Source organism: Paenibacillus solani, from assembly GCF_050475945.1.
In the GTDB taxonomy this organism is placed as follows: Bacteria; Bacillota; Bacilli; order Paenibacillales; family Paenibacillaceae; genus Paenibacillus_AQ; species Paenibacillus_AQ solani_A.
Genome location: NZ_JBCMXJ010000010.1, coordinates 17,957 through 34,920, shown reverse-complemented (window position 1 = coordinate 34,920; position 16,964 = coordinate 17,957). Strand labels below are relative to the sequence as shown.

Here is a 16,964-nt window from a genome sequence, read left to right as displayed (position 1 = left end):
TTCCTTCTGTCATTACGTGTTTAAAAGTCAGACCTTCAGGACCTTGGGTACGTGAGCGAACCTAAGATGTTTCCGCAGGAAGCATGACTTCGTGCGCATCTTCTTGGGGCCCGGATGAATTCAAGATTCAATACCTTGTAAGCTCCAGTGTTACTTCGTGCCTCCTTTGAATCGCGGTCGCTCTCCCTTGAATTTGCCTAGATTGGTTTTCTAATCAAAAATGGACTTTTTAAACAACCTCTGTCAGATGTATGCTCAAGCTCTGGTACAACTAGGTTTGGCCTACTAAGCCCCTGAGTCGGCGCTATCGGCAGCCGCACGATATTGCTCGACGACACTCGACAGCAGCTCCAGATAAGCGGAAGCCCACTCCAGCACCGCCTCCTTGCCAAGGCGCCGTGCATCGTATATCCATAACCCGCCAAGCTCTGACGTCCCTGCCCTGCTTGGTGCGGCAGCGCAATCCATATACAGCACAACATCGAATCGTTCTAATAGCCCCTCCCGCTCCTTGTAGCCGTGCTGCGCTGCGCCTGCAAATAACGGGAACAAGGTAAATCCGGCTTCAGCTTGCGGCTGCTTTCTGATTTGCCGTGTGGTATAACAATCTCCCGCGCTCACCCGTTTAGCAGCATGCTGCAGCAGCGTATCGAAATCGCGCACCTCCGCAAAGTCGATTTCCTTCGGAGCAATCAGCCCGATGTCAGTCATTGCCGGAAGAATAAGCCGGCTCATGCCGGATTCACCGCGCCAGAAGTACAGATATACGGCATACGCGGCCGCCTCAACGGTCACCGAGCGAGATGCCGACAGTTCCGCAAGCCCTCTTGCAACCGCTGCGTCCAGTTGGAACTGAACGCTCCCCATACGCTCCGCGACATAGCTGTTACTGTGGCAGTCCTCTTTCACAGGTAACCCGCTCCAGCTCCAGCTCGCGAGCTCGCGATTTCTCGACTCCAGGTAAGCCGCAAGCGATGCGATCGTTGGATAGGTGAACAAATCCGTTACGCCCAGTGCGCCCGGATACAACTCCTCAAGCTGTTGATGCGCTCGTACCAGCAGCAGTGATTCTCCTCCCACATCAAAGAAACGATGATGGATGCCGAAGTCATCTCTTTGCAGAATATCGCGCCATACGGCTGTGATCGCCAGTTCGATATCACTTGCCGCTTCGACAAAGGGGATGGTGTTATCCACCGTCCACTCCGGTTCGGGCAACTGCTTGCGGTCGATTTTGCCGTTTGGAGACAGAGGCATGGTCGGAAGTTCCACCACGGTCTGAGGAGCCATATAATCCGGAAGGCGAAGCGCCGCGAAATCCAGCAGTTCCTGATGGTTAACAGGTTCGGAGCATACGATGTACGCGCATAAATATTCGCTTCCGCTTGTGGCGTCCCGCTTCATGACCACAGCTTCCGAAACCGCTGGATGACCGAGCAGCACATGCTCAATTTCCCCGCATTCAATGCGCTGGCCCCTTATTTTTACCTGATGGTCGATTCGACCCAAATATTCGATCGTCCCGTCAGGCAGCCATCTGGCAAGATCACCCGTCCGATACATCAGACAGCCAGCCGCAAACGGATTATCGACGAACTTTTCTTCCGTCAAATCGGGCCGGCCGATATAACCCCGCGCTAGACCTGCGCCGGATATGCAGAGTTCCCCGGCAATCCCAACAGGTTGGAGCTTCATTGCTTCACTCACGATATAAAGTGAGATATTGTCGATCGGCTTGCCAATCGGTACATTGAACGAAATATCCTTGATCGGAATATCGCCATCAGAGCAATCGTAATAGGAAACGTCAACCGTCGCCTCGGTCGGGCCGTATAAGTTCACAAGTCTGGCATTGAATGGAACTCCTATCCGCTCGCGGAACCGCCGCACATGATCCGCAGTTAGTACTTCTCCGCTAGCAAACACATGACGCAGGCTCTCCAGCCTGGCATCGCCGCGCAGCAGAACAGGATTCTCCAGGAACAGATGCAGCATGGATGGCACAAAATGCATCGTCGTTACACCATGCCGCACGATTGTATCCACTATAAGCACAGGGTCCTTTTCTCCGCCTGGAGGCAGCAGAACCAGCTTGGCTCCCGCAAAGCTCCACCAGAACAGCTCCCAGACTGAAACGTCGAAGGTTATCGGCGTTTTTTGCATAATGACTCCGCTTGTATCCAGTCCGTATTGCTTCTGCATCCAGCCGATCCGGTTGATTACGGAATGGTGTTCGATCATGACGCCCTTCGGCTGACCGGTCGATCCCGAAGTAAACAGCACATAAGCAAGCGAACGTGAATCATGCAGCTTCTCTACAGGGGAGTCGTCCTGCTCTTGCTTCAGCGCGTCATGAACGTCGATACATGCCAGAAGCGTCTCCAATTCTTCAGGGGCGTTGCCCTTCGTCAAAACTAGCTTGGCTCCGGAATTGCCCAGCATGTAGCGGATTCGCTCCTTCGGCAAGCTCGGCGCAACAGGCACATAAGCTCCGCCGGCCTTCAACACGCCAAAGATGGCAATCATCATCTCTATGCTGCGATCCATCACAACGGCTATGCGTTCCTCTCGCTTGATCCCCTGCTTTCTGAGCGCTTGCGCCAACCGGTTCGACCTCCGGTTCATTTCCGAATACGTCAAAGTTCCTTCCTGCGATGTAATCGCAACGGCATGCGGCGTTTCCGCCGCTTGTCTTTCGAGGTAAATCTCTATCGTATCGTTGCTTGCATACGGCACGACCGTGCGATTGAACGCTTCGCTCTGGGCCGCTGCACTCGCGTCACTTAACAGCCCGATCCCTCCAAGCGGCCGTTCCGGCTCAGCCAATGCAAGGTCAATAATGCGGAAATACCATTCCGCCATTCTGCGTATGCTGTCTTCTTTAAACAGTGCCGTTGTATATTCAATCGTCAAGGCTGTGCCTTTAATGCCCTGATTCGCAATCTCAAACGTCAAGTCCAGCTTTGATACGCGATTGTCCGGGACTTGCACCTCGAATTCCAAGGCGTCTGCCGCTGAGTGCCCAGCCTCCATATGCTGCATGACAAACAATGTGTCAAACAACGGATTGCGGCTTAGGTCGCGAGGCACATCCAGCATCGTCACCATATGCTCAAACGGAAGCAAGCCGTTCTCTAATGCCGAAATCATTGTTTCTTTGAGCTGCTCTGCGAACGCTCTGAATGACAGTTCGCCGGATGGCTGGCTTCGAATCGGCAGTGTATTGACAAACATGCCAACCAGAGATTCGGTTGCTGGGTGGAAGCGGCCGGCGATCGGCGTGCCGACAATGAGATCGTCTTGCCCCGTCATCAGATGCAATAACGTATGGTAGGCGGCAAGCCAGATATGAAATGGAGTCACGTCCCATTGCTCCGCCGCAGCCGAGGTGCGCTCGGCAAGCTCTGCTGGAATCGGCAGCGCCAGCTTGGCACCTTCGAAGCTTTGTTCAGGCGGACGCGGATAATCAATCGGCAGTTGCAGCACAGGCAGCGTACCAGCTAACCGGGTCGCCCAATATTGCTCTTGCTCCTTTCTCGCCTCCGAAGCCATCCAATCCTGCTGCCATACGGCAATATCCTTAAATTGAATGGTTAGCGGCTGCAAGGAGTTGCCACGATACAGCTGCTCGAAATCGTGTGCCATAACATTCATGGATACGCCGTCTGCGACAATGTGATGAATGTCCAGCAGCAGTGTATGCCAACTCTCTCCGTCCGTCGCCAGATACGCCCGAATTAACGGTGCCTTTCGTAAATCGAACGGGCGGATGACCGCGCGTGCGAATGTATTCAAATCCGCTCCATCCGTCAAGGCATGAACAGCGAGTTCGAACTTAACACGTTCCTCAACACGCTGAACTGGTTTGCCATCTACCCAGTCAAAGCTGGTGCGCAGCGGTTCATGGCGGTCGATCAGTCCTTGAATTGCCTCGCGAAGCCAGTCCTGATCAAGCTTGCCCCTCAGGTTCAGAGCAAGTGGGAGATTGTAAGCCGTGCTGCCTTGATATAGCTGCTGTAATACAAACAATCTGTTCTGCGCGAGTGACAACGGGTAGAACGGCCGACTTTCCGCCAGGGCAATACCTACGGCCTGCTTAGCAGCTGCATTATCGATACGGGCTGCCATCTCCCGCAGCAGGGGAGCAGCGAATACATCCTTCATTGAAAACGCTGCTTCGTAACGATGCTCGATCAAGCCTGCAAGCTGTGTTGCACGTAAGGAATGGCCGCCCAATTGGAAGAAGTGAGATTCTCTCCCGATAGCCGCTGTGTCGTCTGGCCCGTTTGTGGTCAGACCGAGCACCTCACACCAGAGCTCGGCCAGCCGCTGCTCCGTCACTGTAGCCGGTGTCTCGCCGCGAGCCGCCGATTCAGTGAACCGAGGTAGCGGCAGGTGGCCGCGGTCGGTCTTGCCGCTTGGACTTAACGGAAAAGCTTCCATAGCAACAAAATACGAAGGAATCATATACTCCGGCAGCAATTCCTTAATTGCGGCCCGTAGGTTTTCTTCTCCCGGCCTCTCCCCAGCTGCTGTCACGAGATATGCACAAAGTGCTGGCTCTCCCGCAGGGTCCATCACCGCCATTACGACGGCATCGCGAACTTCAGGCTGCAAAAGCAGAGCATGCTCGATCTCTCCGCATTCGATGCGAAGACCGCGCAGCTTGACCTGATGATCAATGCGTCCCAAATATTCAATATTGCCATCCGGCAGCCATCTTGCAAGATCCCCGGTACGGTACAGCTTTTCTCCTGCCATAAATGGATTCGGAACAAAGCTTTGCTCCGTCAAATCCGGCCTGTTATAATATCCGCGTGCAAGACCGGCACCCGCGATGCACAGCTCGCCGGACACACCGATCGGCTGAGGCCTCATCCGTTCATCCACAATGTAGAGCTGGATGTTATGGATTGGCTTTCCAATCGGAATTGTATCTTCACGAACCTCCGGGCAATCATAATAGCTGACATCGACTGTCGCTTCCGTCGGGCCGTACAGATTAATAAACTGGCATTGACCTCCCCTGCGCTCCATCAGGCTGTAAAAACCTTTGACATGCCTAGGCTTGAGCGCTTCACCGCTCGCAAACAAATATCGAAGGGAACAAAGCCCGACTCCTCTGCCACTGTCCGCGGCATAGTTTATAAAGACACCCAGCATGGATGGCACAAAATGCATAACGGTAATGGCCTGCTGCTCAATTGCGCGCAGCATGACAGACGGTTCTTTCTCCCCGCCAGGCTCCAGCAAATATAGCGAAGCGCCGGCAAAACTCCACCAGAACAATTCCCACACGGAAACGTCAAATGTGATCGGTGTTTTTTGCAAAATAACGTCGCGCTCATTCAGCGGATAAACCGTCTGCATCCAGTTCAGCCGGTTGATCACCGCCTGGTGCTCCACCATAACGCCTTTGGGTTTGCCGGTGGAGCCTGACGTATAAATGACATACGCCAAATTTCTGGGACCCGATTGAGGCGACAGGTTCATTTCTTCTTCGCCTCTCGGCAGCTCTGATGCAGTGACAGTCGCAAGCACGTCCAGATCGAGCGTTTCTCCCTGGAAGGTTGGAAGTGTTGGAATCCACTTGGCTCCCGCCAGAAGCAGCCTGGCCCCGCTATCCTCCAGAATGCTTCGGATCCGCTCGGACGGATGCTCAGGATCGATTGGCAAGTAGGCCCCTCCGGCTTTGAGCACCGCCATGATCGCAATCATCATGGACAACGAGCGCTGAGCAGCAATCGGCACAATCGTTTCGACCGTAACTCCTTTGCCTCTCAGCACAGCAGCCATACGTTCGGCGCGGTTATTCAGCTCCCCGTACGTCAGCGATCCTTCTGCCGACTTCACCGCCGGGAGGTCCGACCACCGCCGAGCGGACTCGGCGAACCATCCGTGAATCGTCTTCTCCGCCGGGTATGGATATCCCGTATCATTCCATGCAGCAAAGGATGCTTCTTCGTCAGGTGTCATCATTGCAACATCGCCACAGATCAGGTCGGGACTAGCGGCCATTTGCTCCAAAATGTAAAGCAGCCGCTCCGCCAACCGCTCCATCGTGTCTTTATAAAACAATCCCGTATTATACTCCAGCTCCGCGCGCAGCCCCCCTTCGCCGTCGCTGTACAGATCAAGCTTGAGGTCCAACTTGGATGTTCCGTGGCTAACGGGCAGAGGCTCCATGCTCCAGCCGTTGCCATGCGCCGCGAGCTTCTCATCGTCAAATTGGTTGTGTACGATCAGCATCGTGTCGAACAGCGGGTTGCGCGATGGGTCATGCGGATACCCGGCCGCTTCCATCATGTGCTCGAAGCTGACATCGCCATGCTCGTAAGCGGCAAGCAAACGTCCTTGGGTCTCAGCGACAAAATCCAGAATCGGCAGATCGTCCGCCACAACCATCCGAATCGGAAGAAACTGGTTGAACATGCCGATCATCCGGGCTGTGTCCGGATGCGTCCGGCCTGCTGCCAAAGAACCGATAGCAAATTCCGACTGATGCGTCGTTCCTTTAAGCAACAGTGCGTAAGCAGCAAAAAGCAGGCTGTTCATGCTCACTCCAGCACTTGAAGCCATTTCTTTTAGCTGTGTGGCGAGTGCTGCTGGGATGTGGAAAGTATAGGTATCGCCTGCAAATGTTTGACGATCACTGCGTGGCTGATCCAGCGGCATATCAAGTGGCGCTGGCAGTTCTGCAAGCTGGTCCGTCCAAAATGCCCGGATTGCCCAGGCGCGGTCAGAGCCGGACTGCCTTTCCTGCCAAACGGCATAATCCTTATAATGCAGAGCCAAAGGCGCAAGTTCCGCGCCATCAATTAAAGCAGTCAACTCCTCCAGCATCAGCTTGACGGATATGCCGTCTGCCGTGATGTGGTGGATGTTGAGCAGAAGATAAGCCTCTGCTTCTTGCGATTTGGGTCGGCAATAACAAGCGGCAATCACGGGCGCTGTGGCTAGTTCAAGCGGCCGGAAGAATTCACTACAACATTTCTCCAGCGGCATCTTAGCAAGCTCTGTCGTTTGCAATACGAAGTCGACCGAATCGTGCACAATCTGGGCGGCAGTTCCGTTGATCCAATGATAGGAGGTCCGCAGCGGCTCATGCCGTTCGATTAACTTCCTGAGTGCTGGTCCGATTCTGGTCTCATCCACCGCGCCCGACAGTTTAAGCGTAAGCGGAATATGATAAGTTAGGCCGATATCAGCCATACTTTCCGCCAAAAACATGCGCCGCTGCGGCGGGCTGAGCGGATAGGATGCGGCTTTTGGCGCGCCTATAATAGGTTCGTACGCTTCCTTGACAGCCATATCGATCCAGGCCGCCTGCTCTCTGACCGTCGGCAGCTTGAAAATTTCCTGAAGCGGCATGCGGACCCGGCATTGCTTGTAAATTGCCGAGGTCAACGCGGCCGCCTTCAGGGAATGGCCGCCATGCTCAAAGAAGTGATCAAGCGCGCCAACCTGCTCCGCATGAAGCACTTCTTTCCATAGTCCTGCGACAAGGACTTCCGTATCTGTGACGGGCGCATCATATGGGACTGCTCGCTTCGGGGCAGGCAGACGTTTTTTGTCCACCTTGCCATTTGCGTTGAGTGGCAGCTTCTCCAACTGCACAAATGCGGCGGGAATCATAAATGCCGGCAGCTTACCCGCCAACTGAACACGAATGTCTTCCTGTTCTTCGGTTTGCTCCCCAACGAGATAAGCGCATAAGTACGGCGCACCATCATTCTCGATAAGTGCTACAATCGCTTCCTTGACGCTCGCGCAATCCAGCAGCCTGCTTTCGATTTCGCCCAATTCAATCCGGTAGCCCCGCAGCTTGACCTGACTGTCGATCCGGTCCAGAAACTCCAAATTTCCGTCAGGCAAGCGGCGCACCAGGTCGCCGGTTCTGTACACGGTTTCGCCTTCCCGAAACGGATGAGGCCGGAACTTCGAAGCGGACTGCTCCGGCAAATTCATATAGCCGGATGCAACGCCGTCGCCAGCAATCCACAGCTCGCCTGGAACCCAATCCGGCTGCAATCGGCCCTGTTCGTTCAGCACTAACGTTTCCGAACATGCGATCGGTACTCCGATCGGAACCGTGACCGTTCCTTGTTCATCCCATGCTTCCGTGACCCTATAGCAGGTAGCAAACACCGTCGTTTCCGTGGGTCCGTAGACATGCAGCAGCACACCCGGACCAAGCACGCGGAGCGCTTTGCGGATATGCGGCACGGAAGCCCGCTCTCCTCCAAATAAAATATGGCGCAGACCATGCAGCGCCTCCAGCCCATGATCAACCAGCGTATTGAACAGCGCCGTCGTCACAAAGAATACGGTAATGCCTCTACACTCAATCAGCTCTGTCAGCCGCATAATGTCGGCAACCTCTTCTTCGGCGACCATCGTCAGTTTCGCACCGTTCAACAACGCTCCATAGAAATCGAACGTTGAACCGTCAAAGGCGTAGTTGGAAAGCTGCAACAGCGCATCATTTTCCGAAATGTTTACATAATCAGTATCGACGGCAATCCGGGACACATTGCGGTGAGTGGTCATTATCCCTTTTGGCTTGCCCGTCGAGCCAGATGTGTACATAATATAAGCGAGATCATCCGCCGTGCCGTCGATGTCCAGATCATAAGTGGACTCATCGGCCCAAACCGAATCGAGCCCATCCATGTCGATCACATCTATGACGTCACCGGCAAGCCTTGTGCCCATCTCTATCGTCGCAGATGCAGACACAATTGCCCGCGCTTCCGTATCCTGAAGCATAAACAGAATCCGTTCTTCGGGATATTGAGGGTCAATCGGCACATAGACGGCCCCTGCTTTCAACACAGCTAATATCGCTGCAATCATATCGGGCGAGCGCATGAGCAGCAGCGCTATCTTCATCCCCGGCTCGATGCCACGCTGCACAAGCACGCGCGCGAACCGGTTGGCACGTTGATTCAGCTCACAGTAGGTATACGCCCGCTCGCCCATTTCGACGGCAATCTGCTGGGCTGTCTCCACGGCTTGCAATTCAAACAGTCTGTGCAGCGACATCTCCTTCGGCGCCGTGGCGAATGAACGGCTAAGCCTTAGCAGTCGTTCCAGCTCCTCTGCATCAACGAGATCAAACTCACCAAGCGTCGAATGCGGCTGCGCGATGATTGCCCAGGCCAGTGCTACATAATGCCGGGCTAATTGCCTGACGGCCTCCTCATCGTACATATCCAGCACATACTCCAGCGAAAATACTATGCTTGTTCCGTTATCCTCGCACTCCCAAGTCAGGTCAAACTTAGCTGAGCCGCTGTCCATTGCTTGGTGTTTATAAACGATATCCTTGCTGCGCCATTCGGGCAGCTCCATGTTTTGCAGTGTAAACACCGAGTCGAACAGTGGGTTCCGCCCATATTCCCGGTTCACATTCGCTAGCTCGACTATTTCTTCATAAGGCACATCCCCGTTGCCGATAGCCGCCAGTGTCTCCTTATTAACCAGCTGCAGCCATTGATCGAAGCGCAAATCGCTTTGCCCGCGTAGGCGGATCGGTACCATATTAACGAACATTCCGGCCACATTTTGTATCTCGGACCGTATTCGTCTTGCAGCTGCTGTGCCAACAACAATGTCGGATTCGCCTGTATATTTTGAAAGGAGCGCATAATAAATCGATAGCAGGACTGTATATAATGTGACTCCCTTGCGTTTAGCTAATATACGCAGTGCTCCGGCAAGCTCTGGCTCCAGCTCAAAATGCTCGACTGCTCCGCGATAGCTTGGCGTCTTCGGCCTTGGGCGCGGGGACGGAATCACCGGAGAGGGTACACCCTCCCGAAAGATCTCACGCCAAAATAACTTTTGGCGCTCCAGCCAGCCGCTGCTTCGGCCCGCGTCCTCCCACAGAGCCACATCCCCACTATGAATGGACAACGGCTCCAGCGTGTTCCCATCGTATAATCTAGCAAGATCGGACATTAGAATACCCATCGACGTTCCGTCCGTAATGATATGATGCATATCGAGCAGCAGCACGCGAGATTCGCACCCCAGGCTTACAAGTTCCATGCGCAGCAGCGGCGCTTGGTCCAGGCGAAACGGCTGTAGGAAGCTGCGCTTTCGCAGCGCCAAATCTGACGCCAGCCAGCCGCTTCCATCAAGGACGGCAAGCGGAGGCTCGCCCACCTGTTCGATCCGCTGCATTACATTGCCATCTTCCATATAAAAGGACGTCCTCAGCGCGGGATGCCGATCTATAAGCGCTCGCCATGCTGCTCTGAATCGTTCGATATCGATCGGGCCCTCTACCTGGATGGCAAATGGCAAATGGTAGGCCAGCAGCCCTGGATTCAGCTCTTCCAAAATGAACAGCCGCTTTTGCGCCGCGGTAGCCGGATAAATCGTCCGCTCCTCTGCTTTGACTACCGGTGGCGCTACGGCGAAGGCATTTCCTTCGCCCTTCTGCATCTTGTCCTTCAGTAATCTCGCCAGTGAGCACACCGTATCATGCACAAACAGCTCGGTAAGGGTAAGCTCGGCGCCAAACGCCTCTTGCAGCCTGGTTGCTGCATAAGCCGCCTTGAGTGAATTGCCCCCTTGCTCAAGAAAACTGTCTTTCCGGTTTATGTAATCCTTTTTCAATATTTCACGCCAGATGGATATGATTCGCTGCTCCACCTCCGTAGCCAGCTCCAAATCGATATCCCCGCTCAAAGCATCGTCACTTTCAGCATCACGTAGCTCCAACGCGGCCGCTGTTTCCAGCTCAGCCAGCTCAGCAAGCACTTCGGCATACTCACCTTCACGCAGCGCTTCTGCCAATACGTAGCGTTGAATTTTGCCAGAAGTTGTTTTCGGAATTCGCCGAATGGGGACAACAAAACCAATGTCGAGACCGGCCGCTCCGTTCAGAAGTTTTTTCACCTCGAACATCAGCGGTACAAATTTGTCTGTCTTACCGCGATGCTGGATAAAAACGGCGATAGCATCCCGTTTGCTCTCTGTATCCTGAACAGCGGCAATCGCCGTTTTCCCGATTTCGGCCCCTTTCAGGCCGCTGATCAGTGCCTCCAGGTCATGCGGATACACATTTTGCCCATTGACAAAAATAACGTCCTTCATGCGGCCCGTCACAAATAAACGCCCTTCCAGCAAGAAACCTAAATCACCTGTATTCAACCAGCCGTCCGGAGAAATGGTTTGCTTATTGACATCGTCCCGCTTATAGTAGCCCCTTGTTACGTTGCGACCTTTAATATGAATTAAGCCTACGCTGCCTATCGCCGAAGCGTTTCCCGCTTCGTCGCAAATGCGTACCTCGCACTCTTGTACAGGGAAACCCAGCTCGACGATCTCGATTGCTGTATGATCTCCGTGCGTGGCTATTTGTACAGGCTGTCCAATAGCAAGAGATTGGCGCTCAAGCATAACGGTATTTAAGGGATCTTCCGTTTCTGGAAACGTCACAGCCAGACTCGCTTCTGCAAGACCATATACCGGGAAAATGCAATTTTCCTTCAATCCGTATGGTTTCATTGCTTTCAAAAAATCACGGCAATGAGTGGCCGATATCGGTTCGGCCCCGTTAAATATCAGCCTGACGCAAGACAAATCCCAATCAGCCGCTCCGTCCGGCTTCCAATGTTGGAGGAAATGCACATAACCAAAGTTGGGCGAAGAAAGGCATGTTACCCGATGCTTATGTGTAAGTTCCAGCCATTTCATCGGATGGAGCACAAACGTCGAAGTGGGCAAGTGCAGCTGATTCATGCCGCAAAAAAGTGGTGACAGGTGAAAGCCAATGAGCCCCATATCATGCGTAAGCGGCAGCCAGCTTAGCGAAAAATCCCGTTCAGTAGAATGTGCGCCATGGATAATGGCACGCATGTTCGACAGAAGATTGCCGTGTGTCAAGACGACCCCCTTCGGATCTCCGGTAGAACCCGATGTAAACTGGATGAATGCAGTGTCTGTCTCGTCTGCATCATACGGCTCAGCTTCAGGGCGGTTAGCATCCGCTGCCGCCTTAAGCACCTCGGCAATTGGCAACTTGCTGGCCTCGAGCTGGGCCAGTGCCTCCGTCTCCCCATGCTTTGAAGCATAGCTTTGAATTCCTGGCCAAAGGTCTTCATCGCAGAGAAATTTAAGCGCTTCCAACTGTTTGCATACCTGAATCAGCTTTTTTCGTCCTTCGTCCGTACGTGCCGCAGTTATTGGTACGGGGACAATGCCGCCGAGCACGCAAGCCCAGAACAGAAGGATAAACCGTTCGTTATCCTCCGTCTGCAAGACGGCAAAGTCGCGCGGGCGAAGACCCTGCTCGTGCAGCAGATGAAGTGCTCTTCCTGCTGATGAAAGTAATTGGCCGTATGACAAGTACCGCTCCTGACCGCTTTCGCAAAATAAAATTCCTGCGTCGTTTTCCTTACGTTCCAGCAATACACCAGACAAATTACGGATGGTTCTCATCATCTGCGCCCTCCGTTCTGTGTTTTTTCACACCGTTGTGGAATGCAATTCCTGATAATCCTCCCTTACGATGCGATTATGCTCGTCCAGTATGACAACATGCGGACGATACGTGCGGGCTACCGATTCCTCCATCATCGCGTAAGAAATAATAATGACCAGGTCACCCGGCTGCACCAGTCTTGCGGCGGCGCCGTTCAAACACACGATACCCGAGCCTCTTGGACCAGAAATGACATACGTCTCCAGCCTCGATCCGTTATTTAGATTGACAACTTGCACTTTTTCGTTCTCCAGGATGTTCGATGCATCCAAAATATCCTGATCAATGGTTATGCTTCCTACGTAATTTAAATTGGCCTCTGTCACGACAGCACGGTGAATTTTGGACTTATGCATCTCTCTAAACATGAATTCACTCTCCTTGTGGAGTAGTTTTTTGAAAAACTTAGCTAACCTTAAAATCCTCCTTTTTTATCTAAAATTCTTATTAAGAAATATTCAATGTACAAACAAATCTACGTTGCTTCTCTTACTTGACAAGCAAGAACAAGTTCTTTTAATCAAGCTCAGATAAAAAGAAATACTGCGACAAAATCCAACAATGTGGCTGTAGGTACGGAACAAGCAAGTTCGTATATGTGAGATCATGTTGAATGGGTTACTTCTTACAGTTGTGATGGGGGGCATGTTGACTGGCAAGCTCATGCTGATTGTGTGGAATCTTGGATTGTTCGTTGCTGTGCAAAGGGGAATTCGACATGTAATAAGGTATAACTGTAAAGAATTAAAGCGTTGAGGTGCAAGTTGATCTTAATCTCATAAACAGGTAATTTATTGAAACCTAATTTTATAGTAGTGCTAAACTTTCACTTGTAATAGGGAGACAATCATACAATAGAGGGGGAAATTCTTTTTACTTTTTTTGGCAAGCCCTACCACAAATTAAGAGCTTTATGCAAAAAAACATTTCCTCTCTTGCTTGAACACAGCAGCTTTACAAACAAAAACAGATTAAAAATCGTAACTTTTGATCGAATGGATTGGCGACAATATTGGAGCGCTTTTTTGCGGTCATGACGGTTCAAATAGCCGAGTGTATAGTATTTGCTTGAGATGCCGATGTCGATGTAATAGAGCTGTTTTGCTTTTTTGTTGATGGAGTCGGACTTAGCGACTAAATCCCGGATGTGCTCGCGGACCTTGATCGACTTGAAGCTAAGTCCCTCGATTTTATTGTATATTTCCTCGTTGAGATGAATCGTATCGGGATCAAGCTGCCAGCGGTCGCAAAATAAATAGAGGCTGTCGGGAGATTCCCGGTAGACGGAATGAGGTTTGGTTTGCAGCGCAATTCTGTATTTATCGAAGAACCGGAGTAGATAAGTTGTATCTTCTCCCAGATAAAAATCTTCGTTAATCAACCCGACTTCGCCCAGTAGCTCCCGTCGGAAGACCATCGTATTCAGTTGAAAAAAATTGCGCGTATGTGACAGAAAAGCCTCAAATAATCCTCTTTCGAATACGATCGTCTCTTCGTCATTCCATGTTTCGAATGTAGTTCTCATGGATCGCAGCAACTGCCGCTCAACCTTGTTGTCGAAGTTATAGGAGGTAATATCACCATGCTGTTCCACCCACAGTGCAAAGCTGATATCCGCTTTTGTTAATGCGAGCGTCTCTATACTGTCAGTCAAATGGTAAGGATACCATTCGTCATCGGAATCAAGAAAGGCCAAATACTCGCCTTGGGCGGCCAGCATCCCCGTATTTCGCGCGCCTCCCGGTCCTTTTTCCCGTTCATTGCGCACATAGCGGATTCGCGCATCTGTGGTTGTCCACTCGCGGATTGTCTCTTCCGTAAGATCGGTGCTTCGGTCATCAACAACGATCAGCTCCCAGTTGGCGTAAGTCTGTCGCAAGATGGACTCGATCGCTCCGGAAATGATCTGCGCCCGGTTATACGTTGGCATCACAATGCTTATTAATTTATCCATTCACTTCACTCCAATCAATGGAAATATATTCCTTAAATCATCGTCAGTGTAAATGCGGAAGTGGGAAGCCGTCAAGTCCAAAAGGCACTGTTCCCAGGATTTCTATTACCTCTTATGAGTCTGAAATTACACAAAAAAGGACGGTGCTCACTAGCTCCGTCCTTTAATAACACTTATAGAATGATTAAGTCAACGATGCCTGCTGAAGAAGATTGCCCGGATCAAATTTTTGACCACCCGAAGATTGGCCTCACAAACTTACGAATCCAAAAAGCAAATACAGTCATTGGAGTCCATGAACTACGTCTATTCTCCAAGTATTGATCGTTGATAATATAAGTCCGCGTGGAAGCAGGGCTCTTCAGCCCGAACTCTTCCCACTTCGCCGGATCATTCGAACCTTCGAGCTTTTCGAGCATATCTGCAGACGATTTATTAATTTTCTCCCGCATCTGCTCGTAGGCTTGGGTGATCTTAACATGAAACTCGTCGATCGGATTGTAGCTGGCAAGGCTCTCCAAATGAATACCTTCGCGAATGTAAGAAATGTATGACAGATGGTCAGCCCAGAACTTGTCGATATAAAAAAGCCGTACCCGCTGCTCCGAAGGGCTCATCGATGTTTCGCCTTTTAAAATTCTGAGCCGTTCCTCGTGTAGAATTCGCCTCTGATCCTCCACCATATCGGAATAACAGTTCAGTTCCTGACGAATATGGAAATTTTGGCCCATAATCACACGCTGAACATGCACGATTTGTCTGCTAAGCACCGGATCTTCAAGAGCCTCCTCCTGCCTAGGAGCTCGAATCGCTTTACTCATGCCGAACCGAAGCAGCAGCTCATCCTCCAAACTTACAAAAAAAACGGAATCTCCCGGGTCACCTTGGCGGCCTGACCGCCCGCGCAGCTGGTCGTCGATCCGCATGCTTTCATTCACATGTGTACCAATCACGTACAGTCCGCCCAGCTTGGCGACAACTTTCGCTTGAGAGGGATCGCCTCCACCGAGTCGGATATCGACGCCGCGTCCTGCCATATTCGTTGATACCGTCACAGCGCCGATTTCTCCTGCTTTGGCGATGATTTCGGCTTCTTTTGCATCATTTTTTGCATTCAGTACATGACAAGGTACACCACTAGCAGCTAGCGCTTCCGCCAGCATATCAGACTCCTCGACGCTTGACGTACCAATCAGAATGGGACGACCCGTTCTATGGACGGTTGAGATTTCTTGTACAAGCGCTTTAAGTTTGGCTTCTTTATGGGTAAATATCCGGTGCGGATGATCGATCCGTATGTTTTGCCGGTTGGGTGGGATCTGTACAACCTGCAGTGCATAAATTTCTTCGAATTCCATTGCGGAAACATGTGCAGTAGCTGTCATACCGCAAATTTTTGGATATAGGCTAAGGAAATGCTGAAGGGTGATCATCCCGAGAATTCTCCCGTCGGCTGAGGGTTGCAGCCCTTCTTTGGCCGCAAGCGCGGCTTGCAGCCCGTCAGGTAAATACCTGTTCTCTGCCACACGACCGGTATATTCCTCGATCAATTCAATTTTACCGTTCCGGACGATGTAATCGACATCTTTTTTTAATAATGTTTCCACATGCAGTGCGCAATTTAATGAGGTTAACAAATGGCTATTATGGCTATCGTACAGATTGCCGCAACCCAGCAGTGACTCTGCTTTCGCTGAGCCTGCCTCATTTAAGTATACGTTCCGCTGGAACTCGTCGAAGTCGTAATGCTCATCTTGCTCGAGCTGTCTGGCCACTTCTGCGAAACGAATGCCATCGCTTTTGGAAGAAACTGAATCGCCAGTGATGACAAGCGGTACCCGCGCTTCGTCGAGAAGCAGTGAGTCCGCTTCGTCGACAATGACATAGTGGAAAGGACGATGAACAGTATCAGCTTCGCTGAGTGCAATCGTGTCGCGCAAAAAATCAAATCCCGCTTCTTTGGCCGTAACATAAGTTATATCTGCGGCATACGCTTTCCGTTTTTCGGACGAGCTCATTCCTGCTTGAACCGAATTTACCGTTAATCCGAGGAAGCGATAGATCGGGCCCATCCACTCCGCGTCCCGATTTGCCAAATAGTCATTAAAAGTAAGAACATGGACGCCTTCGCCAGTTAGCGCATTTAAGTAAGCAGGCATAACCGCAGAAAGTGTTTTTCCTTCGCCGGTATGCTGTTCAATTAAAAATCTCTCGTGCAGAGCGATGGCAGCCATGATCTGGACCTCATAGGGTTGTAATCCTAGCTTTCTTTTCGCTGTCTCGCAGACGAGTGCATAGGCATCGACAAGCAGCTCGTCCAAAGGCGTGCCCGATTTTGCTTCCCTTTGCAGCCGTAGAGATTCTTCCAGCAGCTGCTTTTCGTCCCATGTTTCCAGATTGCGCTTTCTGATAAGCTCGGCTTTGTCCCGATAGCCCTTCAGCTTAAGCCGGGTGTCGTAGTCTTTGAACTTTTGTTTCAATGTGACGGCTAAATTCATCGGAATTTGATCCCTC

Annotated in this window: 4 protein-coding genes; all 4 read right to left on the bottom strand. The window is 51.7% G+C overall.

The genetic code is table 11. The features are described 5' to 3' along the window. Positions 1-285: 285 nt before the first annotated feature. Complete coding sequence (locus tag ABEQ74_RS11325) at positions 286-12,456, bottom strand: amino acid adenylation domain-containing protein (protein WP_430122287.1); 12,171 nt, start codon at positions 12,454-12,456, stop codon at positions 286-288. A gap of 24 nt (positions 12,457-12,480) precedes the next feature. Then, positions 12,481-12,864, bottom strand: a complete 384-nt coding sequence (gene panD / locus ABEQ74_RS11320; protein ID WP_430122286.1) for an aspartate 1-decarboxylase — start codon at positions 12,862-12,864, stop codon at positions 12,481-12,483. 524 nt (positions 12,865-13,388) lie between these two features. Next, a complete protein-coding gene (locus ABEQ74_RS11315) occupies positions 13,389-14,450 on the bottom strand; it encodes a glycosyltransferase family 2 protein (RefSeq protein WP_430122285.1) in 1,062 nt (353 codons plus the stop codon). Between the two features lie 221 nt (positions 14,451-14,671). Continuing rightward, positions 14,672-16,948: a DEAD/DEAH box helicase gene (locus tag ABEQ74_RS11310; protein WP_430122284.1), complete on the bottom strand. Its 2,277-nt coding sequence runs from the start codon at positions 16,946-16,948 to the stop codon at positions 14,672-14,674. Between the last annotated feature and the right edge of the window lie 16 nt (positions 16,949-16,964).

Bases quoted from the DNA above. Each gene is read 5' to 3' on its own strand.
- ABEQ74_RS11310 (WP_430122284.1), bottom strand. From the start codon at position 16,948: ATGAATTTAGCCGTCACATTGAAACAAAAGTTCAAAGACTACGACACC.
- panD (WP_430122286.1), bottom strand. From the start codon at position 12,864: ATGTTTAGAGAGATGCATAAGTCCAAAATTCACCGTGCTGTCGTGACA.
- ABEQ74_RS11325 (WP_430122287.1), bottom strand. From the start codon at position 12,456: ATGATGAGAACCATCCGTAATTTGTCTGGTGTATTGCTGGAACGTAAG.
- ABEQ74_RS11315 (WP_430122285.1), bottom strand. From the start codon at position 14,450: ATGGATAAATTAATAAGCATTGTGATGCCAACGTATAACCGGGCGCAG.